The following is a 25,973-nucleotide window of genomic DNA, read 5'->3' as shown; positions in this document are numbered from 1 at the left end:
TTTCCCGTTCGGGCGTGGCCGGAACGGGAAAGGGGGTCCACCGGCGCCGGTGGACCCCCTTTCCGATCTGCCTTACTTGGCCCGCACCACGTTCAGGCTGAACTTGGCGGTGACCTCGGGGTGCAGCTTGACGCTGACCGGGTAGGCGCCGACCGACTTGATGCTGCCGGGCAGTTCCAGCCGGCGGCGGTCGAGGGTCGGGCCGCCGGCGGCCTTGACCGCGTTGACGATCTCGGCGGCGGTGACCGAGCCGAAGAGGCGGCCGCCGTCGCCCGCGCGGGCGGTGAGGCTGACCTTGAGGCCCTCGAGCTGGCCCTTGACCTCGTTGGCGTGGCCGAGGTCGCGGATCTCGCGGGCCGAGCGGGCCCGCCGGATCACGGTGACCTGCTTCTCCGCACCCTTGCTCCACGGGATCGCGAAGCCCTGCGGGAGCAGGTAGTTACGGCCGTAGCCGCCCTTGACCTCGACGATGTCGCCGGGGGTGCCGAGACCGGACACCTCCTGAGTCAGGATGATCTTCATGTCGGTGCCCCCTCTCAGCGCGCCGTGGTGGTGTACGGCAGGAGCGCCATCTCACGGGCGTTCTTGACCGCACGGGCGATCTGCCGCTGCTGCTGGGAGGTGACCCCGGTGACCCGCCGAGCGCGGATCTTGCCACGGTCGGAGATGAACTTGCGCAGCAGCGCGGTGTCCTTGTAATCGATGTAGGTGATCCCGTCCTTGTCGAGCGGGTTCACCTTCTTCTTCGGCTTGCGCAGTGCCGCAGCCTTCGCCATTGCTCTTGCTCCTGGTTTGCGGTCCCGGCCGCTTCCGGCCGGCATCAGAACGGGGCTCGTCGTCGAAGTTTCCGCCACCGCCCGAACCGGAGGAGGCGGGTGCGGCCGTGGCCCACGGGTCGTCGAAGTTGCCTCCGCCGCCGCCCTGGCCACCACCGCCACCGGAGGCACCGAAGCCACCGCCGCCGGAGCGGGACATCTTCTGCACCTTCGCCGTGGCGTAGCGCAGCGACGGACCGATCTCGTCGACCTCGAGCTCGATGACGGTGCGCTTCTCACCCTCGCGGGTCTCGTACGACCGCTGACGCAGCCGGCCCGAGACGATCACGCGGGCGCCCCGCTGCAACGACTCGGCGACGTGCTCCGCCGCCTGGCGCCACACCGTGCAGGCAAGGAACAGTGCCTCGCCGTCCTTCCACTCGCCGGAAGCCTTGTCCATGAACCGGGGCGTCGAAGCGACCCGGAACTTGGCGACCGCGGCACCCGACGGGGTGAAACGCAACTCGGGGTCATCGGTCAGGTTGCCGATGACCGTGATCGTGGTGTCTCCTGCCATGACCATCTCCTCGCGCACTCATCTTCGTCCGCGCACAGGCTCCCAGAGCCGTACGACAGTGATGAGGCTGATCCGGACGGGCCGCGAAACGCGTCAGCGCGTCTCCGGCCGAATGACCTTGGTGCGCAGCACGGACTCGTTGAGTCGCAGCTGACGGTCCAGCTCGGCCACCGCCGCAGGCGTCGCCTGCAGGTCGATGACGGCGTAGATGCCCTCGGCCTTCTTGTTGATCTCGAACGAGAGGCGCCGGCGGCCCCAGACGTCGAGCTTCTCCACCGAGCCACCCGCGGTCCGGATCACGTTGAGATACGTGTCGAGCGACGGGGCGACGGTGCGCTCCTCGAGACTCGAGTCGAGGATCACCATGATTTCGTAATGACGCAAGACGTGCTCACCTCCTATGGGCTGGCGGTCACGGTCCTTCCGTGACAGGAGGTCGTGCGTCGTTGGCGCTCGGACCGTGGGGGAACCCACGGCCGGACGGACAACCCCACGAGGATACCGGGTACGCCGCGTCGGGACACGTCCACCCCCGGTGACCTGCCGTACCGGTGTAGCGGGCGAGGGCTCCCCCGGGTCACCGGGGGAGCCCTCGCCGTTCCGCGTGGCCGCGGGGCGCGCTATCCGCATTCTTTGGGTGGGACCTGGGGAGGAACGACCACACCGGCGAGGTTGGACAGGAAGCGCCCCGCGGAGCCTCTATGTCGCGCTGCGCGAAGAACTGCACTGCGCCAGATATGTAGCACTAAGCCGGAGCAGTCCGGCTTGTTCGTTGAGCAATAATAGCCCGAATTGCACCTGCAGATACGCCAACGACGCAAACCGTCGCGACGAGTGCCAGAAGGCCGATCGGACCGGTGTCCCGGACCGGCTCGACGGAGGCCATCGGCTCGGCGGCGGCGCCGTCACCGGGGTCCGCCGGAGACCCGCCGAGCCCCGCAGCGGGCACCGGGAGGTCGCCGACCGGCGCGCCCGGATTCGGCGTGGGCAGCACGGACTCCGACGGGGTGGCCGACACGCCCACCGACGGTGTGGTGCCCACCCGTGGGGACGCCGGCGGGCGCGGCGCCTCCTCCACCGGCCGGGTCGTCGGCGGCCGGCCGGGCGCCGAGGTGGTCGGGTTCGCCGTCGGCCGCCCCGGCGTGGACTGCGGTGGCGGGGCGGCCGCCACCTCGACCCGTACGGCCGACTCCTCGGACAACACGCAGACCGGTTTGAGGGCCAACTGGACCGGTCCGCGCCGGAATAGCACGTCGGCGGTCGCGCCGCTGGCGATCTCGCCCTGGGCCGAGCCGTCGAGCAGCAGCCGGGCACGGCGGCCGGTGTTGTTGACCACCCGCAGGGTGCTCTCCGCCGGCACCGTCACCGAACCGACGTCCGGCTTGGCACCGCAGGCGACACCGAGCAGGCCGTCGCCGCTGAAGACCACCGCCTGACCACTCTCCTGCACCGGCGCGCCCGGCGTCGGACCTGGCTCGGCGTGCGCCGGACCGGTGAACAGCAACGGCGCGCCGAGAAACAGGGCGCCCGCCGCCACGGCGGCACGACGATGTCGGGACAACAGCGACATCCACCATCTCCCCATGTCGATCTTCGGGTCGGGGTTGAGATCGGCGGCCCCCGGCCCGTTGGTCATTGCAGGTAACGACGGGCCGGCGCGGCGGGTGACGCGCACGACGTGGGCGATCCGCGAGTTACGACGTACGCCGGTCGGACGGCCCGGCAGCATGTCCGGCGTCGCACCGGCGACGTAGGCTCGCCTGCATGCGTATCGGAGCCCATGTCGACGCCGGCGACCCGCTCGCCGAAGCGGCCGCCCGTAAGGCCGAGGTGGTGCAGTTCTTCCTCGCCGACCCGAAGGGCTGGAAGGCGCCGGAGGAACACCCCGACGCCGACGGGTTGCGCGCCGCCGAGGTCGAGGTCTACGTCCACGCGCCGTACGTGATCAACGTCGCCACGACCAACAACCGGATCCGTATCCCCAGCCGCAAGCTGCTGCTCAGCCACGCCACGGCGGCCGCCCGCGTCGGGGCGAAGGGGCTGATCGTCCACGGTGGCCACGTCGGCAAGGGCGACGACGTCGCGGTTGGTTTCGACAACTGGCGCAAGACGTTCGCGTTCGCCGCCGAGTCCGGCGGCTTCGCCACCCCGATCCTGATCGAGAACACCGCCGGGGGCGACAACGCGTGTGCCCGCCGGTTCGACGCGCTCGCCCGGCTGTGGGACGCGATCGGGTCGTACGAGGTCGGCTTCTGCCTCGACACCTGCCACGCGCACGCCGGCGGCGAGGCCCTGCTCGACGTCGTCGACCGGGTCAAGGCGATCACCGGCCGGATCGACCTGGTGCACGCCAACAACTCCCGGGACGCGTTCGACTCCGGTGCGGATCGACACGACAACCTCGGGCAGGGGATGATCGATCCCGAATTGCTGGTCGCGGTGGTCCGCGCCGCCGGCGCACCGGTCGTCGTCGAGACCCCGGGCGGGGTCGACGGACAGGGCAAGGACATCGCATTCCTGCGTGACCGCGTCACCGCCTAGGGGAACCCGTATGAGCACCGAGCAGCCGAAGGTCTCCAACCGGGGCGCGGACACCGACCCGAGCGGGGCGACGCCGAGCGGCGGCCCGGCAACCGAGGCGCCGGCCGTGACACCGGACGGGTCCGCGGCGGGCCCGACATCGGTCCCACCGGCGGCCCCGGCCACGGCGGCCGACGTGACGGCCACACCCGCCCCGGCAGCCCCGACGAAGGTCGACGCCGCAGCGAAGACCGACAGAGAGCCGAAGGACGCCGCCGGCGCGAAGGATGACGTGAAGGCGGAGGCCGACGCCACGACGAAGGACACAGCCAAAGAGAAGGCTGACGGCGAGCCGAAGGCCGATGGGGCCGGTGGGACGCCCACCGCTCCGGTCGGGGGCGGCGTCACTCCGGCCCCCGACGACCTGTTCAGGCCCAGCGAGCGGGCCCGGCTCGCGGCGGAGGCGAAGGCCGCCGCGCGGGCCAGGCGCGCCGAGAAGGCGAAGGCGAAGGCCGACGCCAGAGCGGCCGCCAAGGCCAAGACGGGCCCGTCCGCCAAGTCGGATGCCAAGGCGGGCCCGGACGCCAAGGAGGGCGACCCGAAGACCGCGGCCACGGTCGGCGCGATGACCGTCGTGCAGAAGGTCACCCTGGTCAAGACCGGTGACCGGTGGTCGGCGTTCGCGCCGGCACCGGTGACGCTGCCCGGCCGCATCCGGCGGATCTTCCACGCCATCGGCCGGGGACTGATCCACGAATGGACCCTCGCCGCCGTCGGCGCGGTCGTGCTGGCCGTGCTGATGACCTGGCCGACGCTGCGCTACCCACAGCACACAATCCCCCAGGACATCTGGGACCCCACCCTCCAGGCCTGGCAGATGGCCTGGTCGGGGCACATCCTGCTGACCGACCCGACCCAGCTGTGGCACTCCAACGCGTTCTACCCGGAGCGCTGGACGTTCGCCTTCTCCGACACCCTGCTCGGCTACGCACCGGCCGGAATGATCGGCGACGGCCCGGTCGCCGCACTCGTCCGCTACAACATCATCTTCGTGCTGGTCCACGCCCTGGCGTTCTTCGGGGCGTACGTGCTGGCCCGGCAGCTCGGGGCCGGCAAGACCGGGTCCGCGGTCGCCGGTGCCGCGTACGCGTACGCGCCGTGGCTGCTCTCCCAGGCCGGCCACCTGCACGTGCTGTCCAACGGTGGCATCCCCCTCGCGCTGGCGATGCTCGCCCGCGGCCACGGCTGGTCGCTGCGACACGGCTACCGCCCGGAACGGCGGCACGCCGGCTGGGCGCTGGCCGGCTGGTTCGTGGCCGCCTGGCAGATCAGCCTCGGATTCGGCATCGGCCTGCCGTTCGCGTACGTACTCGCGCTCATCGCGGTCGTGGCGCCGGTCATCTGGCTGGTCCAGCGGCTGCGGTCCACCGGCCCGAAGCGTCCGTTCGGCGTCAAACTGCTGCTCGCGGACATCTTCGGCGGTGCGGTGTTCGCCGCGACCGGCCTGGCGCTGTCCATCGCCTACTTCAAGGTCGCCGAACTCCACCCGTACGCCCGGCGGTCGGTCGGTGACCTCGAACTCTTCTCGCCGCCGGTCGGCGGGTTCTTCACCGCGCCGCCGGAGTCGCGGATCTGGGGCGAACTGCACGCCGGCGCCCGCGAAGCACTGCCGTGGAACGCCGAGATGACGCTGCTCTCCGGCTTCGTTCTCTACGCGCTGGCCGCCGCCGGACTGGTCTTCTCCATCTGGACGGTGCGCCAGCGACTGTTCCTCCTGGCCGCGGTACTGGTCAGCGCGATCCTGTCGATGGGCACCCAGTTCTTCGGCGGCACCTTCACCTATATTCCGCTCTTCGAGACGCTGCCCGGCTGGGACGGTCTGCGTACCCCCGGTCGGCTGGCGATCTGGACCACCCTGCTGCTCGCCCTCCTGGCGGCGGGTGCGGTCAGCGCCCTGGTGGTCCGGGCGGGCGAGTCCGTCGCCGAGCGGGTACCGGCCCGACCCGGGCCCTGGCTGCGGCTGGCCACCCTGCTGCCGCTCGTGCTGGTGCTGGTCGAAGGGGCGAACGTCACGCCACACCCGATCGTGCCCGCCCAGCCGGCGGCGTTCCGCCAGGTCGACGGGCCGATGCTGGTGCTGCCCAGCAACCAGGGCGTCGACCAGCACGTGATGCTCTGGTCGACCACCCGGTTCCAGCCGGTCGTCAACGGTGGCAGTGGCTTCACGCCCCGCCAGCTCACCGAGATCCGCGAGGCCACCGCCAGCTTCCCCGACCCGGCGAGCATCGGCTACCTGCGTGGCCTCGGCGTGCGGACGGTGGTGCTGCTGCGCGACCGGGTGGCCGGAACGCCCTGGCAGACCACGATCGACCTGCCGGTCGACTCGCTCGGCATCCAGCGCGAGGACGCCGGCGAGGTCGTCGTCTTCCGCCTCTGACCGGTCGCGGCCACCGGTGCACGGTCGCCGCGACCGGGAAGAACCCGCGTTACGAGGCGGCGCCCACCGACGCCGGCACGGGCAGCGGGGGCGGGTCGCCTCGTCTTCGGCGCAACCATTCGGCGTCGGGTGCGCCGTCGAACACCCCGCCGTCCGGGTCGTCCTCGTAGGTCTGCCGGACCCGGTCGTCCTCGGGACGCAGGATCTCGCGGACCACCAGGACACAGAGGACGACGACGGTGATCAGCCGCAGTGACGCGGCGAGGACGAACACGCCCTCCGGGAAGACCTGCTTGCCGCCGGCGCCGAGCAGCTCACCGTAGAAGGCGACGAAGTAGCCCACCTCCGCGAGTTGCCAGGCCAGGAACGCGCCCCACTTCGGCCGGGCGAGCACGATCAGCGGGAGCAGCCACAGGTTGAACTGTTGCGACCACACCTTGCTGGTGATCAGGAACGCCGCCACGACCAGGAAAAGCAGCGCGGCCAGCCGAGGTCGCCGGGGCGCGAGCAGACCGAGCGCCCCGATCCCGACACAGGCCACGAAGAACAGGGCGTACGACACGTTGTTGAGCGTCGGGATGTTGTCGCTCAGCCACTGGAACGGTCCCTGGTCACCCGGTGCCCCGCTGTTCCACTTCCCGTCGAGGTAGCGCCCGATGTACCACAGCGTGCCCCAGTCGATCGGCCGCTCGGTGTTCAGCTCGAAGAACCGGTTCCAGCTCTCCCGGTAGGAGAGCGCCACCGGCAGATTGAGCAAAACGATCGTGACCAGCGTCGACCCGGCGGTGACGAGCACCTGTCTGAACCGGCCGGTACGCAACGCGAGCACGAGCAGCGGACCGAGGATGAACAGCGGCCACATCTTCGCCGCCGCGGCGATGCCGAGCAGAATGCCGGCGGCCAGCGGGCGCTGCTTCGCCCAGGCGTACAGGCCGAAGGCCGCGAACCCGATGACGAGGAAGTCCCAGTTGACGGTCGCGGTGACCAGCAGCGCCGGGGAGAGCGCGAACAATGCCGCGTCCCACGGCCGGCGGCGACGCAGCGACAGGATCACCGCGACGGTGGCGACGGCGAGGACGCAGAGCACCAGGGCGTTGAGGTTGTAGAACCACATCGCCTGGTTGATCTCGGGTCGGTCGCTGCCGAGTTCGTGTACCGGCAGCCCGAGAATCCCCATGAAGTAGCCGGTGACCACCGGGTATTCGACCGGGTGGTCCCGATAGGGCACCTTGCCCTCGTTGAGCCCCTCGGCGTAGTAGAGCGCAAGCACGTCGGTGTAGCAGAACCGGGTGTACTGGACGTCGTTCTGCCACGCGCCGTCCTGGCAGGGCGACTTCTGCACCCAGTGCAGCGCCAGCGTGAGGCAGACCAGGGCGAGCACGATCCGGCTCGCGGTCCAGAACCCGTTGGACCACCGGCCACCGGGCGCGTCCTGGCGGACGGCATGGTTGCCGAGCGGACCACCGATCGCCTGGGACAGTCCCGTGACGAAGCCGTCCGACCTGGACGGATGGTCGATCTTCTCCGTCCCGTTCTCGGGTTCGTCGATGTGCGACTCCGACTGCAGGCTCATGACACGGCATCCTGCCGCACGCGACGCCTGTTCGTCCCGCCTGTCCCGGAGAAAGTTCCCGGAAACGGCGCCGGCGGCCGGGCTTTCGCCCGGCCGCCGGCGCATCGTCCACCGCGGACTGTCGTTACCGCCACCTGGTCGGTGTCGGTGTCGGCCTGATCAGCCCGTCGAACGGATTGTCGTCACCGCCGCCACCACCGCCCGGTCCGCCTGGGTTACCGGGTTCGCCACCTGGGTTACCGGGTCCGCCGCCCGGGTTGGGTCCGCCACCCGGGTTGGGTCCACCGCCCGGATTGGGTCCACCGCCCGGGTTGTCCGGGCAGTTGATGCGCAGCGGATCGGTGCATTCGGGGGTCGTCGGCACAACGGGCGCCGGCGACTGACCATTGGCCGCCGGGTGGTTCGGGTCGCCGGTGTTCTTCTTCTCCTTGAACTGTTCGTTCTTGTACTTCAGCTCGGCGTGCGCGTCTTCCATGAACTTGTCCCAGATCGCCGCAGGCGTACCGGCGCCACCCATCGGGTTGCCGTTCGCCTCCTTGACCGCCTCACGCTTGCCCTTGGTGCCGACCCAGACCGCGGAGGCGATCTGCGGCGTGGCACCGACCATCCAGGCGTCGCCGTTGTCCCTGGTGTTCTGCCGGAGTTCCCAGGTGCCGGTCTTGCCCATCGCCGACCGGCCGCCCTTGAGCGCCTTCCCGATGTTGCCGGGGATCTTCTGCAGCACGGCGTTGAGCGAGTCCATCTGCTCGGGCTGGAAGACCTCCTTGGGCTTCAACTGCTCGCCGCCGACCTTGACCCATTCGCCGGCCGAGTTGCGCTCCTCGACGGTCTGGATGAAGTGGGCCTTGTTGTAGGTGCCCCGGTTGGCCAGGGTCGCCACCCCGTTGGCGTGGTCGAGCACGGTGATGCCGTACTGGCCGTAGCCGATCTGCTTGTCGAACTGCGACGGCGCGACGTCCTCGGGCTTGCTGTCCAGCAGGTTGATGACCTTGGCGTCGTTGTTCCACATGGCGCGGACGCCGGCGTCGCGGGCCGCTTCCACGATCTTGTCCGGCCCGAGTTCCTTGGCGATCCAGTAGAAGGGCGCGTTGTACGACTGGATCGTCATCTCCTCCAGCGAACACCACTTGGCGCACTGGTGGGTACGACCCGCGTTGGAGATCTCGAAGTCGCCGTCCTTGATCTTCGTCGAGTCCCAGTGCGTGTCCATCGAGATGTTGGCCTTGAGCGCCGCCGCCAACGTATAGATCTTGAAGGTCGAGCCGGGGGCGTGGCCGCCGGTCGTGCCGCCGTCGTTGGCGCCGGCGTAGTCGTAGTCGGTGCCGCTCTCACCGCCGTAGTAGGCGAGTACCCGTCCGTTGTTCGGGTCGACCGCGACCAGGGCGGCCATGTAGTTCTCGGGCAACTTCGACATCGGCGAGGTCTTGGACGACCGGCGGGCCGCCTCCTGGGCCGCCTTCTGCACCCTCGAGTCGATGGTGGTCTTGATCCGGTAGCGGCCCTTGCGCCAGTCCGTGATGCCCATCGCCTCGAGCTCGTCGCGGACGTAGTTGATGACGTTGCCGGACGGGGTGTTGACGCCGCAGTTGGATCCGCAGGCCTTCTTCGGGTCGTACTCCCTGAGGGACTCGTCGGGGAACACCGCGGCGGCCCGCTCCTCGGCGCTGATCCAGCCCTTCCCCTGCATGTTGTTGAGCGTGTAGCCCCAGCGGTCCACCGTGGCCGGCTTGTTGAGCTGCGGGTCGAAGCCCTTGTGGCCGGTGACCTGGTCCGGCTCCGGCTGCTTGATCACCGACGCGAGGACGGCCGCCTCCGAGGCGGTGATCGCGCCCTCCTCACCCGGTGGAATCAGGACCGACTTGCCGAAGTAGGTCTGAGCGGCGGCCTCGATGCCGTAGCTGCCCCGGCCGAAGTAGATCGCGTTGAGGTAGTAGCCGAGGATCTCCTGCTTGCTGAGTTCCTGTTCCAGCTTGGAGGCGAGCAGCGCCTCACGGAGCTTGCGGCTGTAGCTGATGTCGGTCAGTTCGGCCACGTGCCGGGCGTACTGCTGGGTGATCGTCGACGCACCCTGCGTCGTGCCGCCGGTGAAGTTGTTCCACGCGGCGCGGGCTATGCCCTTCATGTCGATGCCGGTGTGGTCGAGGAAGTTCTGGTCCTCGGCCGCCATCACGGCCTGCCCCACGACCGGGTTGATCTTTTCGTGCGGGACGATGGTGCGGTTCTGCTCGCCGAGCTTCGCCAACTGGCTGCCGTCGGCGTACATGATCGTGGTGGTTTCCGGCTCGCCGAAGTCGGTCGGCGACTTCACGGTGGTGGAGAACCAGGTCAGACCGACGACGCCCGCCCCGGCCAGCATGATCAGGACGGCGAACGAGGCGATCAGCAGGTTGATCCGCTTACGTCGTTTGGCCTTTTTGCTCGGCGGTCCACTACGCCGGTTCCGGCGACCGCGACCGCCGGGCTCGGAACCGTCGAAACCGTCCGGACCGGACCCACCCGGTCCCTGTGGGCCACGAGGGCCACCAGGGCCGGACCCGCCCGGTCCCGCCGCCGCGGGCGCCACCGGGCGTACCGAGGCCCGGCCGACGGTCGCCCGACCGGCCACCGGTGCGGCGCCGCTGACGGTCGCCCGGCCGCCGCTGGACGGCCCGGCCGGTCCGGGTACGACCGCACGGCCGACCTGTGCCCGACCGGCCGACGCGCTTCCGGTACTCGTTCCGGGGCCACCCACCGAAGCACTGCCCACCGAAGCACTACCGACCGAGGCACTGCCCACCGAGGCGCTGCCGCTGGCCGGTCCACGGACCGACGCGCTGCCTACGGAGGCACTACCCACCGACGCGCTGCCCACCGAGGCACGGCCGCTCGAGGCCGGTCGTGGTGGGCCGGGGTCGCCGTAACCGGCCGCCGGCCGTTGCGCCGACGACTCGGAACCGTCCTGACCGGAACGCCGGTACGGGTTCTCGGCCTCGGGTCCGTGCTCGCCGTCCGGGCCGGAGGTCCGGGCCCTACCACGCGCGGAACTGGGGTCGCCGTACGAGTTCATTCCTCACACCCTGCCGGTCGCGGTGGTGCGCGGCTGCAACACCACCGGTTTGCCGTGAGTTGGGACACGCTGCGGCACCGACCTGCGGTCGCCATATGCAGCTATATCTGCAATAACCGGACACGTCCGGTCAACGATCTGGTTGTGGTCACGTTCTCGCGCCGGCGCCACAGGGGCCGGGAAGACAACGGTCACCGGCCGGCTCCATGCCTTCGGTCCGGTGTGACACCGCCGCCCGAGGCCGCCAGCGGTTCCGCCGTACCCTGCTCACACTCGAGAAGACCGTCCCGGCCGAGCAGGAACTGCTCGACGAGGTGGTTCCAGTTGCAGGCCCGGCAGACTTCCACCACGTAAACCTGGAACTCACGCAGCGTCATCGCCAGCATCGACAGTTCCGCCCGGTTCCGGGCCTGGCCGGCCGACTGCTTGAGCTCATCGCCATAGATGTAGTGCACCAGCGTGAGGTTTTCCTTGCGGCACACGGGGCAGCGTTCTTCGGTGGGCTCACCGTGGAACCGTGCGGCATTCTTCAGGTACGGCGAAGCGTCGCATACCTCGTAGGTGCCTACCCGGCCGGAAAACACCTCGCGCAGCAGCGCTCGCCTCTGGAGCGAGTAGTCGACCGCCTGCCGCTGGGTGCGCATGGCAGAAGGGTACGCGGTCCCGCCGAGCACGGCGACCAGTCGCCGGTCTTCTACGGCGGCGACGGGACCTTCGCCTCCTGAGCACCGACCATCAATCGTCACCGTGCGTAACACCTGGGGTGCAAAATCGGGGGTTTGCCCCTATCCCATTCGGCGACTACCGTACCGATGTATCGGGCCGATACATCGGTCGCGTCCCACCCCGGGAGTGGGTCAACGCGCCACCGGCGTGGATGAGGAAGGCAGGGGCTGTGCTCGAACTCGCCATCCTCGGCCTTCTGCAGGAATCTCCCATGCACGGCTACGAGCTACGGAAGGAGCTCACCGCCAAGCTGGGAGCGATCCGGGCGGCGATCAGCTACGGCTCGCTCTATCCGACCCTGCGCCGGCTACAGGCGGCCGGCTGGATCAGCGAGACGGGTGACACGCCGACCGCCGCCGAGGAGGTACCTCCCCTGACCTCGCGGCGTGGCCGCGTCGTCTACCGGATCACCGCCGAGGGCAAGGAACGATTCGCCGAACTGATCGCACAGACCGGCCCCGAGACGTACGAGGACACCGGCTTCGGAGTGCACTTCGCATTCTTCGCCCGCACCGACCAGGCCACCCGGCTACGGATCCTCGAGGGTCGCCGGCGCAAGGTCGAGGAGCGCCGCGAAGGTCTGCGGGACGTACTCAGCCGCGCCGCCGAGCGACTCGACGCCTACACCCTCGAACTGCAACGCCACGGACTCGATGCCTGTGAGCGTGAGGTTCGCTGGCTGGAGGAGCTCATCGCCAACGAGCGCTCCGGCCGCGCCCCCCGAACAGGTGGGGCACAAGAAGAGACAAGCCCGCCTCCGCCTGGGCAGTCCAGGAAAGAGCCGGAGCGGCCGTGATTAAGAAGGAGGCAAACGCGATGGGCTCCGTCCGCGTCGCCATCGTCGGTGTCGGGAACTGTGCTTCGTCCCTGGTCCAGGGTGTGGAGTACTACCGTGACGCCGACCCGAACGACCGCGTCCCGGGTCTCATGCACGTCACCTTCGGCGACTACCACGTATCCGACGTGCAGTTTGTCGCGGCGTTCGACGTTGACGCCAAGAAGGTGGGCATGGACCTCGCGGAGGCGATCGTCGCCAGCGAGAACAACACCATCAAGCTGTGCGACGTACCGCCGACCGGCGTGCTCGTGCAGCGTGGCCCGACCCTCGACGGACTGGGCCAGTACTACCGCGAGATCGTGCAGGAGTCCGACCAGGCCGAGGTCGACGTGGCCCAGGCGCTGCGCGACGCGCAGGTCGACGTCGTGGTGTCCTACCTGCCGGTCGGTTCGGAGCAGGCCGACAAGTTCTACGCGCAGGCGGCGATCGACGCGGGCTGCGCGTTCGTCAACGCCCTGCCGGTCTTCATCGCCTCCGACCCGGAGTGGGCGCAGAAGTTCGTCGACGCCGGCCTGCCGATCGTCGGTGACGACATCAAGAGCCAGGTCGGCGCGACCATCGTGCACCGCGCGCTGGCCAAGCTGTTCGAGGACCGCGGGGTCGAGTTGCTGCGCACGTACCAGCTCAACTTCGGCGGCAACATGGACTTCATGAACATGCTGGAGCGCAACCGCCTGGTCTCGAAGAAGATCTCGAAGACCCAGTCGGTGACGTCCCAGGTGCCGCACGAGATGGCCAAGAGCGACGTGCACATCGGCCCGTCGGACCACGTGCCGTGGCTCGACGACCGCAAGTGGGCGTACATCCGCCTGGAGGGGCGCTCGTTCGGTGACACCCCGCTCAACGCGGAGCTGAAGCTCGAGGTCTGGGACTCGCCCAACTCGGCCGGCGTCATCATCGACGCGGTCCGGGCCGCGAAGATCGCGCTGGACCGCAAGATCGGCGGTCCGATCATGTCCGCGTCGAGCTACTTCATGAAGTCGCCGCCGGTGCAGTACGCCGACCACGAGGCTCACCAGGCCGTCGAGGACTTCATCGCCGGCAAGATCGCCAACTGAGCGACCGGAACAGGTCCGGGGCCGGGTCCGTACGGACCCGGCCCCGTGCCGTCGTGGGGCCGGCGCCGCGGGCGACGGAACCGCTCAGGCCCAGGCCCGGCGTAGGGCGACGCCCGCCTCCAACTCCAGCAGGTAACGCTTGCGTGGCAGCCCGCCGCCGAAGCCGACGAGCTTGCCGCCCGCGCCGACGACCCGGTGGCAGGGCACGATGACCGGAATCGGGTTGCGGTTGCAGGCCGTCCCGACCGCCCGGGCCGCACCCGGATCACCGACCGCCCGGGCGATCTCGCCGTACGTCCGCATCTCGCCGTACGGAATCAGCGACAGCTCCGCCCAGACGGCCCGTTCGAACTCGCTGCCCCGGCGCACCGACAGGGTCCCGGTGAAGCCGGTCAGCTCGCCAGCGAAGTAGTCGCGCAGCTCGCCGAGGGCGTGTGCCAACGGGCCGGTGTCGACCCGCGACGCGTCGGACGCGCCGTCGACCGGACCGAAGTGCACCCCACAGATCCCGACGTCGTCGACGCCGACGGAGAGTTCACCGATCGGCGAGTCGAGTACGGCCCAGCGCATGGCGCCATTGTCCGGCATCGCCCCGGCGGGGAACCGGGCCGGTGACACCGGACGGTGACACTACGTGATCGATGTACCGCGTAGCGGGATTGTTGCAGGTGATCGCTACCCTGCAGGCGTGGACACCGCGACGATCGTCTTCCTGGTCATCGGTGGAATCGGGGTCGTGCTCCTGGCGGCAGGTCTGCTGGGCGGCGAATTGCTCCACTTCGGTCATCCCGACGTCGATGGTCCGGTGTCACTGGAGATGGTGGCCGGATTCGTCGGCGCGTTCGGATTCGGCGCCGCGATCGCCAACGAACTCCTCGGTGGGAACACCCCGGCCCTGATCGCCGGGGCGGCGGGCGCCGGCCTCGTCGCGGCCGTACCCACCGCCTGGCTCGCGCTGCGCCTGGCCCGGGCGGCGCGCGACATGCGTACCGATGCCACCCCGACCCGCGACGACCTGGTCGGATCACTCGGGGTCGTCGTCACCCGGATCCCGGCCGGCGGATACGGCGAGGTCCGGATCCACCTCGGCGGCCAGCAGGTGAAACTCAGCGCCCGGGCCGCCGCCCCGATCCCGCTCGGTGCCTCCGTCTTCGTGGTCGAGGCGCCGAGCGACACGAGTGTCTTCGTCGAGGAGACCCAGGACATCCAATAAGCCAACGTTCCCGATCATAAGGACGGTCCGATGACCCCATTGCTCATCGCGATCGGCGGCGGCGTGCTGCTGATCTTCATTCTGGTGCTGTTCGTGCTGTCCCGGATCAAGGTGGCCGGGCCCAACGAGGCCTTCATCGTGACCGGCCGCAAGGGCCGTACGACGCAGAGCGCCGACGGCTCCCGCTCGACCGACAACTCCGGCCAGAAGGTCGTCATGGGCGCCTCGGTGTTCGTGCTGCCGGTCGTGCAGAAGCTGCAATCCCTCGACCTGTCCAGCCGCCGGATCCACGTGGAGATCCAGGGCGCGGTCAGCAAGCAGGGCATCCGGGCCAAGCTCCAGGGCGTCGCGATCGTCAAGGTCGGCGGCAACGAGGGAGCGATCCGGGCCGCCGCCCAGCGCTTCCTGCACCAGCAGAACGAGATCGAGGAGTTCACCCGCGAGGTGCTCGCCGGTGCGCTGCGCTCGATCGTCGGCCGGCTCACCATCGAGGAGATCATCCGGGACCGGGCGGCGTTCGCCAGCGCGGTGGCCGAGGAGGCCGAGCACTCGATGACCAACCAGGGTCTGGTGCTCGACACGTTCCAACTCCAGGACATCTTCGCCGAGGGGAGCTACCTCCAGGACCTGGGCCGGCCGGAAGCGGCCCGGGTGCTCAAGGACGCGGCCATCGCCGAGGCCCGGGCGCGGCAGGCGGCCGAGCAGGAGCGGCTGCTGGCCGAGGAGGCTATCGCCGAGGCCAACCGGAACCTGTCGCTCAAGCAGGCCGCGATCCAGGCCGAGATCGACGCCGCCAAGGCGAAGTCGGCGGCGTCCGGCCCACTCGCCCAGGCCGAACGCGACCAGGCGATCCTCTCCGAGCAGCAGAAGGTCGCCGAGCGCAACGCCGAACTGAAGGAACGCCAGCTCGACACCGAGGTCCGCAAGCCCGCCGACGCGGAGCGGTACAGGGTGGAGCAGGAGGCCGAGGCGTCCCGCAACGCCGCCGTGCTCGCCGCCGACGCGCAGCGGCAGGCAACCATCGCCGCCGCGCAGGCGCAGGCCGAGCAGGCCCGGCTCACCGGTGAGGGCGAGCGGGCCCGGCGGGCCGCACTCGCCGAGGCCAACGCCATCGAGGGTGCCAAGGAGGGTGAGGCGGAGCAGCGCCGCCGTACCTCGATCGCCGAGGCCATCGAGCGCGAGGGTCAGGCGGAGGCTGCCGCGATCCTGGCGAAGGGGCAGGCCGAGGCCGACGCGATGGCCCGCAAGGCCGAGGCGTTCGCCGCGTACGGCGAGGCAGCGGTCCTCGATCTGCTGGTCAAGATGCTGCCGCAGGTGGTCGAGGCGGCGAGCGCCCCGATGGGCTCGATCGACAAGATGACCGTCATCTCCACCGACGGTGCCTCGTCGCTGACCAAGTCGGTCGCCAACAACGTCGCCCAGGGCCTCCAGCTCGGCACCGACCTGACCGGCATCGACCTCGCCGGCCTGCTGGCAAAGCTCGGCGCGAACGGCACCGGCACGGTGGTCGGTGACGGGCGCGCGCTGGACAGCGCCCCGAAGAACTGACCTCCAACGACAGAGAGCGCCGCCCCCGAACCAGGGGCGGCGCTCTCGCGTACGGGGACGTCTGGCCCGGGTCAGCGGACGCGCGAGTACTTGATCTCCATGTTGTAGGAGCTCTGCACGAGCTGGTCGCCGCTGCACGTGTACTTCGACGGGTCGTCGCCGCCACCGAGCGGTTCGCTGACGGGCTGCCCGTCGCCCACGGTGGCCGTCGTCGTGCCGTCGGGCTTGACGTTCGACAACGAGATCGTGCCGTTCTCGGCCCGGTAGTCGAAGGTGATCCGACCCGTGAACTTGATGGTCACCGTCTGGCCCTGCACGGAACCCCGGTATTCGGTGCCGTTGCCGTACTCGGTGACGCCCTTGCCCTCGGCGGTGAGCGAGAGCCGCGCCCAGGGGCTCCGGCCGTTGAAGGTCACGTTGCCGACGCCGTCGATCGGCACCTCTTCACGGTGCGAGTTGACCACCCACTCACCGACCACGCACTGGTCGATGCCGGGCACCGCCGGCGCCGACGACTCGGACTGCTGCACGGAGGGCGTCGAGCTCGGGTTGGCCAGGACGTTGGGGTCGTCCTCGTCGTTGCCGCGCATCCCGACGATTACCAGGATCGCCACGACCAGTACGGCCAGCGTCGAGCCGAGCGCGATGGCCGGTACCAGGAACTTGTTCTTGCTCGGCTGCTGCTGCTGCTGGGGGATCGACGGATAGCTGACCGCGTATCCGCCGCCGCTGGTCGGCTGCGGGTAGGCGGGGCCGCCGCTGCCCGGGTAGCCACCGGGCGGGGAACTGGTCGGATAGCCGGGCGCCCCGGACTGCGGCGGATATCCGCCGCCCGACACCGGGGGATAGCCGGCACCGGACACCGGCGGGTAGGACGGGCCGGACACGGGCGGGTAGCCGGCGCCACCGTTTCCGGGCTGGCCGTAGTCGGGTGGTCCGTAGCCGGCCGGGCCGCCCCCGGGCTGACCATAGCCGGCCGCGCCGCTGGAAGGCTGGCCGTAGTCGGGCTGGCCGTAGCCCTGCTGCCCGTACGACTGCTGGTATTCCTGCGGCGGTGTGGAGTAGGGGGATGGTGGCAGCGGATCGCCGCTCCCCCGGTAGGTGCCGCACTGCGTGCAGTTTCCCGCCGCATTGATGGTCACGCCGCCGCAGACAGCACACGGCTGCATGGTCGCCTCCCGGAAACGTCGTCTGATGCCCACTGTGGCCCGTGTGCCCCAGGTGCACCGCTGCCGTCCTGCGACGGTATCCGAGCAGCGCCACGCCTGTAACTGTCGATTCGGGCGAGTTGGGACAGACTGCGACGGCAGCGGGTGTCGACTACCCGACCAAGATCGGACGGGGTCGGGACGCTAGACGAGTCCCTCGGCGCGCGCCCAGCGCAGCAGCTCGGCCTCGGCCTCGTCGCGGTCCAGCGGGCCGCGCTCCAGCCGTACTTCCTTGAGGTGCCGCCAGGCGCGGCCGACGACCGGGCCGGCGGGCACGCCGAGCAGTTCCATGATGGCGTTCCCGTCGAGGTCGGGCCGGACCCGGGCCAGGTCCTCCTCGGCCTGGATCCGGGCGATCCGCTCCTCGAGCGCGTCGTAGTCGGCCGCGAGCGCCGCCGCCTTGCGCCGGTTACGGGTGGTGCAGTCCGACCTGGTCAGTTTGTGCAGCCGGGTGAGCAGGTCGCCGGCGTCGGTGACATAGCGGCGTACGGCGGAGTCGGTCCACTCACCACGGCCGTAGCCGTAGAAGCGCAGGTGCAGCCCGACCAGGTCGACGACGGCGGCGGTGACGTCCTTGGGAAAGCGGAGCGCCTTCATCCGCTGCTTGGTCATCCGGGCGCCGACCACCTCGTGGTGGTGAAAGCTGACCCGCCCGTCGGACCCGACCGCCTTGGTGGCGGGCTTGCCGATGTCGTGCATCAGGGCCGCCATCCGCAGTACGAAGTCCGGCTCACCGGCCTCCAGCGCGATGGCGTTGCCGACCACGGTCAGGGTGTGCTCGTACACGTCCTTGTGCTGGGCGTGCTCGTCGATCTCCAGCTTGAGCCCGGACAGTTCAGGCAGGAAGCGGTCGGCGAGGCCGGTGTCGACCAGCAGCCGCAGTCCGGTGATCGGGTCGGCGCCGGACATCAGCTTGACGAACTCGTCCCGGATCCGCTCGGCGGTGATCCGGTCCAGGTCAGGGGCGAGGGTAGCCATCGCGGCCCGTACCGCGGGGTCGACGGCGAACCGGAGCTGGGCGGCGAACCGGGCCGCGCGCAGCATCCGCAGCGGGTCGTCGCCGAACGACTCCTGCGGCGTCCCGGGCGTACGGATCACCCGCGCGGCGAGGTCGTCGAGGCCCCGGTGCGGGTCGGTGAACCGGTGCTCGGGCAGGCTGACCGCCATCGCGTTGATGGTGAAGTCCCGCCGGCGCAGGTCGTCGAGCAGGCTCCTGCCGTAGCGGACCACCGGGTTGCGGGTCACGCCGTCGTACGCCTCGGCGCGGAACGTGGTGATCTCCAGCCGCAGCCCGCCACGGGCGGCCCCGATGGTGCCGAACTCCCGTCCGGTCTCCCAGGTGGCCTCCGCCCATCCCTTGATCAGTCGAAGTGTTTCCTCGGGGCGCGCGTCGGTGCAGAAGTCGAGGTCGTCGCCGAGCCGGCCGAGCAGCGCGTCGCGTACCGAGCCCCCGACCAGATGGAGTTCGTGGCCGGCCTTGGCGAACCGGCGGCCCAGCTCGTCGGCGACGGGGGAGACCCGCAGCAGCTCGCTGACGGCGTTGCGCTGCGCGGCGGTCAGCTCGCGACGCTCGGCGGCGCTCGGTGAGGATGTGTCGGGCATGGGATCGCCAGCGTAGCGGGCTCCGATGACCCGACGGTCCCCGGGCGGGCGGAGGTGCCGGTTCCGGCAGGCTCGCATTGACTAAGGTCGGACCTGTGCCGGCGGGCGTTCACCCGCCGATTCCCTGGGAGGCTGACATGGCCGGCGGCCTGTACCGAAGCGCGAGTGCCGCGCCCGACGGCGGCCGTACGCCGGCCGACGGCGCGACCCCGATCTCGGCCGCCGAGGCGTGGCGGCCGGCGGGCGAGCCACAGCCGGTGGTGGAGGCGACCCAGCCGCCGCCCGAGCCGGCCGGCGACGCGGGTGGCGGTGCCGCCGGCAACAGCGCCGTCATGGCCGCCGGCAGCCTGGTCAGCCGGGGTACGGGCTTTCTGCGCACGCTCCTGCTGGCGGTCGCGCTGGGCGCCGGCGCGGTCGGCAACGCCTACACCACGGCGCAGATCCTGCCCGGCATGGTCTACGAGTTCCTGCTCGGCGGCATCCTGACCAGCGTCCTCGTGCCGGTCCTGGTCCGCCGCCGCAAGGGCGACCAGGACGACGGTCAGGCCTACACGCAGCGGCTGCTCAGCCTCGCGGTGCTGGCGCTCGGCGCGGCGACGGTGCTGGCCATGGCGCTCGCCCAGGGGCTCACCATGCTCTACGCCAGCGACGGCACGACCCCGGACTTCCGCTGGCTGGTCACCCGGCTGTCCTGGCTGATGCTGCCGATGATCTTCTTCTCCGGGCTCTCGGCGATCATCAGCGCGGTACTCAACACCAGAGGGCATTTCGCCGCCCCGATGTGGGCGCCGATCCTCAACAACCTGGTCGTGATCGCGACCGTCGGCGTCTACGTCCTGGTCTACGGCGCCACCGAGGTGGGCGCCGACGAGATGAGCCCCGGCCGCATCATCCTGCTCGGCGGCGGCACCCTGCTCGGGGTCGCGATCCAGGCCGCCGGCCTGCTACCCGCGCTGCGCAGGGTCGGCTTCCGGTGGCGGTGGCGGTTCGACTTCGGCCGGCTCGGCCTGCGTGAACTGGCCCGGCTCGGCGCCTGGACGTTCTGCTACGTCGCGGTCAGCCAGATCGGTCTGGTCGTCGTGTTCAACCTGGTCAACCGGGCCGGCGACCAGGGCGCGGCCGGCGCGCTGATCTACAACAACGTGTTCCTGCTGCTGATGATGGCGCACGGCGTCATCGCCGTGTCGATCATCACCGCCCTGATGCCCCGGATGAGCGCCGCCGCGGCCGACGGGCGGTACCCCGACCTCGCCGCCGACCTGTCCCGGGGCACCCGGACCACGACCGCGATCCTCGCCCCGGTCGCGGTCTGCTACACCGTGCTGGCCACCCCGATCTCGTTCACCCTCTTCCGGTACGGGGCGTTCGACGAGAACGCCGCCGCCGCGACCGCGCCGGTGCTGCTCGTCGCCGGCCTGGCGCTGATCCCGTTCGCGATCAGCCAGCTCTTCACGTTCGGCTTCTACGCGCTGCCCGACACGAAGACCCCGGCACTGGTCAACATTCCGGTGGTCGCGCTGCGGATCGCCGTACAGATCGGCCTGTTCCTGGCCTTCTCGGCGTCGTTCACGGCGTCCGGCCTGATGGTCGGCAACGCGGTGTCCTACGTCGCGGCGGCGGCGATCTCGGCCTGGCTGTTGCGCGGCCGGGTGGGCCGGATCGGTCTCGGGACCATCGCCATGACGTGGTCGAAGGTGCTGGTCGCGGCGCTCGGCGCGGCGCTGGTCGGAATCCTGGTGGTCAAGGTGCTGCCCGGTGACGACCGGCCGGACCGGCTGGCGGCGATCCTCCAGATCATCGTGGGTGGCGCGGCGATCGGGGCGACCTACTTCGGACTCGCGATGGCGCTGCGGATCCGTGAGATCACCGAGGTGGTCGGCATGGTCCGCCGAAAGCTCGGCCGCTGAGGGAGCAAAACCCGGCGGGCAGGGTGTATCGGACGGCGATCGGGGAAGCCGCCGGACGGACACCGCGACCAAGGCTAACAAAGCGCACAATTCATTTCTCTGTAGCATTCTATGTTAAAGATGAGCGGGAGGCTACAAACCATGCCTCGCCCGACCTGGGCGTACGTCCAGGGACACCGGCAGCCGCAAGATGACATGCCGGGGACAAGCCGAACACAGGTAAGGTCACTCTCGGCGGATGCGGGTACCGCCTACGCTAGGGGTGACGCACCCCGGCCGGTTTCGCGCTCGGCGAAGCCCACAGAGCCCAGTCGCACGTTGATCATCGAAATCAGCACCGAGGGAGGATCGGGTGACCCAGGTCGGCGAGGGCCAGGAGGCGGACGAGGTCGCGCCGGCCATGACGACCCCAGGTGCTCCCACCCTCGGTGAAATCCTGGCCGAGCGGTACGAGCTGGCAGAGCACATCAACAACGACGGGGCGGGCCGCCAGGTCTGGCGCGGGGTCGACGTGATCCTCCGTCGACCGGTCGCCGTGGTGCTGCGCTATCCCGGGGGCGACCCGGCGATGGAGATGCTCCAGGCCGCCGTCGCGGCCAGCCGGGTCATCCACCCCAACCTGGTCGGCGTCTACGACGCGATCGACGAGGGGGAGCGCGCCTACGTCGTACGCGAGTGGGTCGACGGCGACTCGCTGCGGGAGATGGTCGTCGACGGGCCCCTGGACCCGGCCCGGTCCACCAGCATCGCGCACGCCATCGCGGGCGCGGTCGCCGCCGTGCACGCCACCGGCATGCTGCACGGCAACGTGCACCCCGGCACCGTCCTGGCCGGCGACGACGGCCGGATCGTGCTCGCCGACGCCCGCGCCGACAGCGCCGACACCCCGGAAACCGACGTACGTGCGATCGGCGGCATCCTCTACTTCGCACTCACCGGCCACTGGCCGCATGCCGAGGCACCGCTGGCCAACGGTTCGCAGCCGACCGGCCGGCCGCCGCTGCCCGACGCCGTACGGGACGCGAGCGGCGCGATCGCCGCCCCCCGCCAGGTCCGGGCCGGGGTTCCGGCGTACCTCGACGACCTGACGATGGACCTGCTCGACGGCAAGCTCGCCCTGCCGTCGTCGGACGTGCTCGCCGCCGAACTGGGGCGGCTCGACGCCGCGGTCGAGGAGGAGTACCTCGACGTCGCCGGGCCGCTGCGCTTCACCTCCGCCCCCGACGGCCTGGGTGACCAGCCCCGAGCCACCCGTCGCAAGATCACCGCAGGGATCGCCGGACTGCTGGCCATCGCCGCCGCCGGCCTCTTCTTCGGCATCAGCGCGCTCGCGGACAGCGGCGACCCGACCGACGCCGGGACCGACACTCCGGCGACGATCGCCACGCCCGGCACCAGCAGCGACGGCGGCGGCGAGACCAGCCCGGCCAGGAATCCGGAGAAGATCACCCTCGAAGCGGGGCAGGTCCGTGTCGTCGACCCGGACGGCACCCGTACCGAACTCGACGGTGTGGCGGCCGTGGTCGACGGCGACGCCAACACCGGTTGGGACACCGAGAGCTACGACGGCCGCGGCGACTTCGGTGGCCTCAAGCGGGGGATGGGCATTCTCATCGACCTGAGGCAGCCCCGCGAGGTCACCTCGGTGCAGGTCGTCCTGTCGACCCCCGGGGCAAGCGCCGAACTGCTCGCCGGACCGGGCGACCCCGGCTCCAGCGCGGCCGGGGACAACCAGATCATCGACACCTACAGCACCCGCATCGGGGAACCGTTCGCCAAGCACGACGGGACGACGATGACGTTCAGTGCGTTCCAGCCGGACCAGCAGCATCAGTACCTGCTGGTCTGGATCACCGAGCTGCCTGGCTCCGGCAACGGCAAGTTCAAGATCGGCGTACAGGAGATTACGGTCGAGGCACGGTGACCGCCGCGGTCGACCGACGCGACGACGTACTCGGCTAAGGTTCTGCCGTGGCTGGTTCAGCTCGACGCAGTGACGGCGCCGCCCCGCGCCCGCGGTCCGAGCCGCCCACCGAAGGCCCCCCGGCCGACATCGCTCCCGGCCGGCGCCCGCTGACCGAACTCGACGACGCGGAGCTGCTGCGGTCCCACGTCGACGGCGACTCCGACGCGTTCGGCGAACTCTTCCAGCGCCATCGCGACCGGCTGTGGGCGGTGGCGCTGCGTACGATCGGCGACCGCGAAGAGGCCGCCGACGCCGTGCAGGACGCGATGCTCTCCGCACACCGGGCCGCCGCCCGGTTCCGCGGCGATTCGGCCGTGACGACCTGGCTGCACCGCATCGTGGTCAACGCCTGCCTCGACCGGATCCGCCGCCGGCAGGCCCACCCGACCGTCCCGCTGCCGGACGGCACGTCTCCGTCCGACCCGGCCCGCTCCGTCGGCGGGGTCGAGCCGGCCGCGCCGATGCCCGACCACGACACCGTGCTGGTCGTACGGGAGGCGCTGAACCAGTTGCCGGTCGAGCAGCGGGCCGCGTTGATCCTGGTGGACGTGCAGGGCTACCCCGTCGCCGAGGTTGCGGTGATGCTCGGGGTCGCCGAGGGCACCGTCAAGAGCCGCTGCGCCCGTGGCCGGACCCGGCTCGCCGGCATGCTCGGCCACCTGCGCGGCGAACCCGAACCCGCCCCGGTACGCACCGGGGCCGGCGGCCGACCCGGCGGCCCGGCCGCCGGCGGGCGTCGGCCGAACGTGCCCGCCGTCACGGCCGGGAACCCTGGGCCGGGTGGGCGCGTCACATCTGAGCCAGCCAGTTCGGCGACCGACGCGAAGCAGGAGGGCCAGTGAGCACGGGCCAGTCCAGGGAGGTCGATCTCGACCTGCTGGCCGACTATGTCGGTGGTGCGCTCGAAGGCACCCCCGAGGAGGCGACGGTCGCCCGGCTGATCGCCGACGACGACCGGTGGGCCGGTGCACACGAGGCGTTGCTGGTCGCGTCCGGGGCGGTCACGGCCGACCTCGCGGACTGGGGTGCCGCGAGCGAAACCATGCCGGCCGACGTGACCGCCCGGATCAGCACCGCCCTCGCCGACGCGGCGCGGGTTCCCTCGGCACGTCCGGCCACGGAGTCGGAGTCCGCGCCGGACGAACCGGCCGACCCGGTCGGTACGCCCGCGGCCGGTACCGACGAATCCACCAACCGGCGGCTGACCGTCGTACCCGGCGGGCGGTCGGGGTCCGGCGACCGGGCCGCCGTCCGCAGCCGCCGCATGCGGCGCTGGGCCGCTCCGGCCGCGATCGCCGCGGGCGTCGTCGCCTTCGCCAGCTTCGGTGTCGCCCAACTCGGCGGAAACAACACGTCCACCCAGGACACCAGCGCGGCCGGCGGTGCGGAGCGGGCCACCGCCGCCGCACCGGATGTCAACGGCCCGTTCGCGGCGACCGAGGGTGCCGGCCCGCAGCGGCTGGCCAGCGGCATCGACTACGACCCGACGACGCTGCGGTCGATACTCGACGCCACCGACCGAACCACGCTGAGCACGACCCCCGACTCCGCAGCCGGGCCGGACCAGGCATCGCCCCCGACCGGGCCGGAGCCGCTGGCCGCCCCCGGGCTCGAAGGGCTGAGCGGTGAAGCCGCGCTGCTGACCTGCTTCGACGCGGTCGCCGGCGAGCATGCCCGCGGGCCCGTCGCCGTCGACCTGGTCGACTACGCCGCCTTCCAGGGGACGCCGGCGCTGGTGGTGCTCTTCACCGACAGCGGCGGGCAGCGTTGGGTGTGGGTCGCCGGCCCCGCCTGTGGCCAGCCCGGGTCCGGTGCCGACACCCGCTACCGCGCATCGGTAGGGTGAGTCGACGGTGACCGACCGTCGACCGGGGTGACCTGACCCACCGCCACCACGGCCCGGGAATCCTGGTTCGTACGATTGCGTTCTGGTCAGTGGTTGCCGTCGGCAGCTCCGGCCGGTGATCATCCGGCCCGGTGCCGACCGGCGCCGACCGCACAGACATCTCCAGGAGTTGGCAGTGGACGAGGTCCGCAACCTGATCATCATCGGCTCGGGGCCCGCCGGCTACACCGCGGCGGTCTACGCTGCCCGCGCCAATCTCAAGCCGCTCGTCATCGAAGGCGTCCAGTCCGGCGGCGCGCTCATGACCACCACCGAGGTGGAGAACTTCCCCGGATTCCCGGACGGGATCATGGGGCCGGAGCTGATGGACTCGATGCGTAAGCAGGCCGAGCGGTTCGGTGCCGAGTTCCTCACCGACGACGTGACCCGGGTCGAACTGGTCGACACCGGCGCGATCGGTTCGGGCGCGACGAGCACCGTGTACGTCGGCGAGACCGCCTACCGTGCGAAGGCGGTCATCCTGTCGACGGGCTCGGCCTGGCGTCCGCTCGGTGTGCCGGGGGAGCAGGAATACCTCGGCCACGGTGTTTCGTCGTGTGCCACCTGTGACGGCTTCTTCTTCCGCGGTCAGCACATCGTCGTCGTCGGTGGCGGCGACTCGGCGATGGAGGAGGCGACGTTCCTGACCCGGTTCGCGGAGTCGGTGACGATCGTGCACCGCCGCGACGAGTTCCGGGCCAGCAAGATCATGGCGGACCGGGCGCTGAGCAACGAGAAGATCCGGGTCGAGTGGAACAGCATCGTCGAGGAGATCCTCGGCGAGGACGGCAAGGTCAGCGGCGTACGCCTGCTCAACACCCACACCGGCGAGCAGAAGACGCTCGACGTCACCGGGGTGTTCGTCGCCATCGGCCACGATCCGCGCAGCGAACTCTTCCGTGGCCAGGTCGAAATGGACGACGAGGGTTACGTGAAGGTGGCCGCGCCGAGCACCCGCACGAACGTGCCCGGTGTCTTCGCCGCCGGCGACCTGGTCGACCACACCTACCGGCAGGCGATCACCGCCGCCGGCACCGGTTGCGCCGCGGCCCTGGACGCCGAGCGCTTCATCGCGACGTTGGAAGAAGTCTGAAGTCCGCCCTGAGGAGGCTTT

20 protein-coding genes and 2 pseudogenes are annotated in these 25,973 nt (G+C 70.5%); 11 read left to right on the top strand and 11 right to left on the bottom strand.

Annotation, left to right across the window (positions count from 1 at the left end):
• Positions 1 to 72: 72 nt before the first annotated feature.
• The 5 genes and pseudogenes from rplI to Prubr_RS12300 all read right to left on the bottom strand — a co-directional run bounded on the left by rplI (position 73) and on the right by Prubr_RS12300 (position 2,968).
• Complete coding sequence (gene rplI, locus Prubr_RS12320) at positions 73 to 522, bottom strand: 50S ribosomal protein L9 (protein ID WP_212825002.1); 450 nt, start codon at positions 520 to 522, stop codon at positions 73 to 75.
• Between the two features lie 14 nt (positions 523 to 536).
• Positions 537 to 776 carry a 30S ribosomal protein S18 gene (gene rpsR / locus Prubr_RS12315; RefSeq protein WP_091551811.1) on the bottom strand — a complete coding sequence of 80 codons (240 nt, stop codon included), beginning with the start codon at positions 774 to 776 and terminating at the stop codon, positions 537 to 539.
• Positions 777 to 792: 16 nt separating this feature from the next.
• A pseudogene (locus tag Prubr_RS12310) lies at positions 793 to 1,350 on the bottom strand (single-stranded DNA-binding protein); the annotation flags it as partial.
• Between the two features lie 75 nt (positions 1,351 to 1,425).
• On the bottom strand, positions 1,426 to 1,716 hold the full coding sequence (gene rpsF / locus Prubr_RS12305; protein WP_212825000.1) for a 30S ribosomal protein S6: 291 nt from the start codon (positions 1,714 to 1,716) through the stop codon (positions 1,426 to 1,428).
• A 361-nt stretch (positions 1,717 to 2,077) separates the two neighbouring features.
• Positions 2,078 to 2,968 (bottom strand): hypothetical protein, encoded by an 891-nt coding sequence (locus tag Prubr_RS12300; RefSeq protein ID WP_212824998.1) that lies wholly within the window; start codon positions 2,966 to 2,968, stop codon positions 2,078 to 2,080.
• 128 nt (positions 2,969 to 3,096) lie between these two features.
• On the opposite strand from Prubr_RS12300, the gene Prubr_RS12295 reads away from it, so the two are divergent.
• Positions 3,097 to 3,873 carry a deoxyribonuclease IV gene (locus tag Prubr_RS12295; protein WP_212824996.1) on the top strand — a complete coding sequence of 259 codons (777 nt, stop codon included), beginning with the start codon at positions 3,097 to 3,099 and terminating at the stop codon, positions 3,871 to 3,873.
• Positions 3,874 to 3,883: 10 nt separating this feature from the next.
• Complete coding sequence (locus Prubr_RS12290; protein WP_246568600.1) at positions 3,884 to 6,289, top strand: hypothetical protein; 2,406 nt, start codon at positions 3,884 to 3,886, stop codon at positions 6,287 to 6,289.
• 49 nt (positions 6,290 to 6,338) lie between these two features.
• On the opposite strand, the gene Prubr_RS12285 is transcribed toward Prubr_RS12290, so the two are convergent.
• From Prubr_RS12285 to Prubr_RS12275, 3 genes are all read right to left on the bottom strand, one after another.
• Positions 6,339 to 7,862, bottom strand: a complete 1,524-nt coding sequence (locus Prubr_RS12285; RefSeq protein ID WP_212824994.1) for a glycosyltransferase family 87 protein — start codon at positions 7,860 to 7,862, stop codon at positions 6,339 to 6,341.
• Positions 7,863 to 7,986: 124 nt separating this feature from the next.
• The gene (locus Prubr_RS12280) at positions 7,987 to 10,218 is read right to left on the bottom strand and encodes a transglycosylase domain-containing protein (protein ID WP_343221631.1); all 2,232 of its coding nucleotides are present in this window, start codon (positions 10,216 to 10,218) and stop codon (positions 7,987 to 7,989) included.
• Between the two features lie 881 nt (positions 10,219 to 11,099).
• Positions 11,100 to 11,552, bottom strand: a complete 453-nt coding sequence (locus Prubr_RS12275) for a DUF5318 domain-containing protein (RefSeq protein WP_212824990.1) — start codon at positions 11,550 to 11,552, stop codon at positions 11,100 to 11,102.
• A 251-nt stretch (positions 11,553 to 11,803) separates the two neighbouring features.
• Here Prubr_RS12275 and Prubr_RS12270 point away from each other — a divergent pair, with 251 nt between their 5' ends.
• Entirely contained in the window at positions 11,804 to 12,430 is a 627-nt protein-coding gene (locus Prubr_RS12270) for a PadR family transcriptional regulator (RefSeq protein ID WP_212824988.1), read from the top strand.
• Between the two features lie 20 nt (positions 12,431 to 12,450).
• Positions 12,451 to 13,530, top strand: a complete 1,080-nt coding sequence (locus Prubr_RS12265; RefSeq protein ID WP_212824986.1) for an inositol-3-phosphate synthase — start codon at positions 12,451 to 12,453, stop codon at positions 13,528 to 13,530.
• An 84-nt stretch (positions 13,531 to 13,614) separates the two neighbouring features.
• On the opposite strand, the gene Prubr_RS12260 is transcribed toward Prubr_RS12265, so the two are convergent.
• Positions 13,615 to 14,100: a methylated-DNA--[protein]-cysteine S-methyltransferase gene (locus tag Prubr_RS12260; RefSeq protein ID WP_212824985.1), complete on the bottom strand. Its 486-nt coding sequence runs from the start codon at positions 14,098 to 14,100 to the stop codon at positions 13,615 to 13,617.
• 118 nt (positions 14,101 to 14,218) lie between these two features.
• On the opposite strand from Prubr_RS12260, the gene Prubr_RS12255 reads away from it, so the two are divergent.
• On the top strand, positions 14,219 to 14,743 hold the full coding sequence (locus Prubr_RS12255; protein ID WP_212824983.1) for a hypothetical protein: 525 nt from the start codon (positions 14,219 to 14,221) through the stop codon (positions 14,741 to 14,743).
• A gap of 30 nt (positions 14,744 to 14,773) precedes the next feature.
• On the top strand, positions 14,774 to 16,291 hold the full coding sequence (locus Prubr_RS12250; protein WP_212824981.1) for a flotillin family protein: 1,518 nt from the start codon (positions 14,774 to 14,776) through the stop codon (positions 16,289 to 16,291).
• Between the two features lie 71 nt (positions 16,292 to 16,362).
• Here the strand turns inward: Prubr_RS12250 and Prubr_RS37650 are convergent, their stop codons facing one another.
• Both Prubr_RS37650 and Prubr_RS12240 read right to left on the bottom strand, forming a co-directional pair.
• Positions 16,363 to 17,460: a hypothetical protein gene (locus Prubr_RS37650; protein ID WP_212824979.1), complete on the bottom strand. Its 1,098-nt coding sequence runs from the start codon at positions 17,458 to 17,460 to the stop codon at positions 16,363 to 16,365.
• A gap of 183 nt (positions 17,461 to 17,643) precedes the next feature.
• On the bottom strand, positions 17,644 to 19,101 hold the full coding sequence (locus Prubr_RS12240) for a CCA tRNA nucleotidyltransferase (RefSeq protein WP_212824977.1): 1,458 nt from the start codon (positions 19,099 to 19,101) through the stop codon (positions 17,644 to 17,646).
• A gap of 137 nt (positions 19,102 to 19,238) precedes the next feature.
• Here Prubr_RS12240 and murJ point away from each other — a divergent pair, with 137 nt between their 5' ends.
• From murJ to trxB, 5 genes and pseudogenes are all read left to right on the top strand, one after another.
• Positions 19,239 to 21,008, top strand: a complete 1,770-nt coding sequence (gene murJ, locus Prubr_RS12235; protein ID WP_212824975.1) for a murein biosynthesis integral membrane protein MurJ — start codon at positions 19,239 to 19,241, stop codon at positions 21,006 to 21,008.
• Between the two features lie 195 nt (positions 21,009 to 21,203).
• Positions 21,204 to 22,932, top strand: a pseudogene (locus Prubr_RS12230) (protein kinase family protein).
• A gap of 47 nt (positions 22,933 to 22,979) precedes the next feature.
• Positions 22,980 to 23,816: an RNA polymerase sigma factor SigM gene (sigM, locus tag Prubr_RS12225; RefSeq protein WP_212824971.1), complete on the top strand. Its 837-nt coding sequence runs from the start codon at positions 22,980 to 22,982 to the stop codon at positions 23,814 to 23,816.
• On the top strand, positions 23,813 to 24,820 hold the full coding sequence (locus Prubr_RS12220; protein WP_212824969.1) for a hypothetical protein: 1,008 nt from the start codon (positions 23,813 to 23,815) through the stop codon (positions 24,818 to 24,820). Before sigM ends, Prubr_RS12220 begins: the two co-directional genes overlap by 4 nt.
• Before the next feature lie 175 nt (positions 24,821 to 24,995).
• The gene (gene trxB, locus Prubr_RS12215) at positions 24,996 to 25,952 is read left to right on the top strand and encodes a thioredoxin-disulfide reductase (protein ID WP_212824967.1); all 957 of its coding nucleotides are present in this window, start codon (positions 24,996 to 24,998) and stop codon (positions 25,950 to 25,952) included.
• The last annotated feature ends 21 nt before the right edge of the window (positions 25,953 to 25,973 follow it).

It is taken from the genome of Polymorphospora rubra, from assembly GCF_018324255.1.
GTDB lineage: Bacteria > Actinomycetota > Actinomycetes > Mycobacteriales > Micromonosporaceae > Polymorphospora > Polymorphospora rubra.
The sequence above is the reverse complement of the archived record's forward strand: the minus strand, read 5'-3'. Positions and strand labels throughout refer to the sequence as shown.

Bases quoted from the DNA above. Each gene is read 5' to 3' on its own strand.
- rplI (WP_212825002.1), bottom strand. From the start codon at position 522: ATGAAGATCATCCTGACTCAGGAGGTGTCCGGTCTCGGCACCCCCGGC.
- rpsR (WP_091551811.1), bottom strand. From the start codon at position 776: ATGGCGAAGGCTGCGGCACTGCGCAAGCCGAAGAAGAAGGTGAACCCG.
- Prubr_RS12300 (WP_212824998.1), bottom strand. From the start codon at position 2,968: ATGACCAACGGGCCGGGGGCCGCCGATCTCAACCCCGACCCGAAGATC.
- Prubr_RS12295 (WP_212824996.1), top strand. From the start codon at position 3,097: ATGCGTATCGGAGCCCATGTCGACGCCGGCGACCCGCTCGCCGAAGCG.
- Prubr_RS12290 (WP_246568600.1), top strand. From the start codon at position 3,884: ATGAGCACCGAGCAGCCGAAGGTCTCCAACCGGGGCGCGGACACCGAC.
- Prubr_RS12285 (WP_212824994.1), bottom strand. From the start codon at position 7,862: ATGAGCCTGCAGTCGGAGTCGCACATCGACGAACCCGAGAACGGGACG.
- Prubr_RS12280 (WP_343221631.1), bottom strand. From the start codon at position 10,218: ATGCTGGCCGGGGCGGGCGTCGTCGGTCTGACCTGGTTCTCCACCACC.
- Prubr_RS12275 (WP_212824990.1), bottom strand. From the start codon at position 11,552: ATGCGCACCCAGCGGCAGGCGGTCGACTACTCGCTCCAGAGGCGAGCG.
- Prubr_RS12265 (WP_212824986.1), top strand. From the start codon at position 12,451: ATGGGCTCCGTCCGCGTCGCCATCGTCGGTGTCGGGAACTGTGCTTCG.
- Prubr_RS12260 (WP_212824985.1), bottom strand. From the start codon at position 14,100: ATGCGCTGGGCCGTACTCGACTCGCCGATCGGTGAACTCTCCGTCGGC.
- Prubr_RS12250 (WP_212824981.1), top strand. From the start codon at position 14,774: ATGACCCCATTGCTCATCGCGATCGGCGGCGGCGTGCTGCTGATCTTC.
- Prubr_RS37650 (WP_212824979.1), bottom strand. From the start codon at position 17,460: ATGCAGCCGTGTGCTGTCTGCGGCGGCGTGACCATCAATGCGGCGGGA.
- Prubr_RS12240 (WP_212824977.1), bottom strand. From the start codon at position 19,101: ATGCCCGACACATCCTCACCGAGCGCCGCCGAGCGTCGCGAGCTGACC.
- murJ (WP_212824975.1), top strand. From the start codon at position 19,239: ATGGCCGGCGGCCTGTACCGAAGCGCGAGTGCCGCGCCCGACGGCGGC.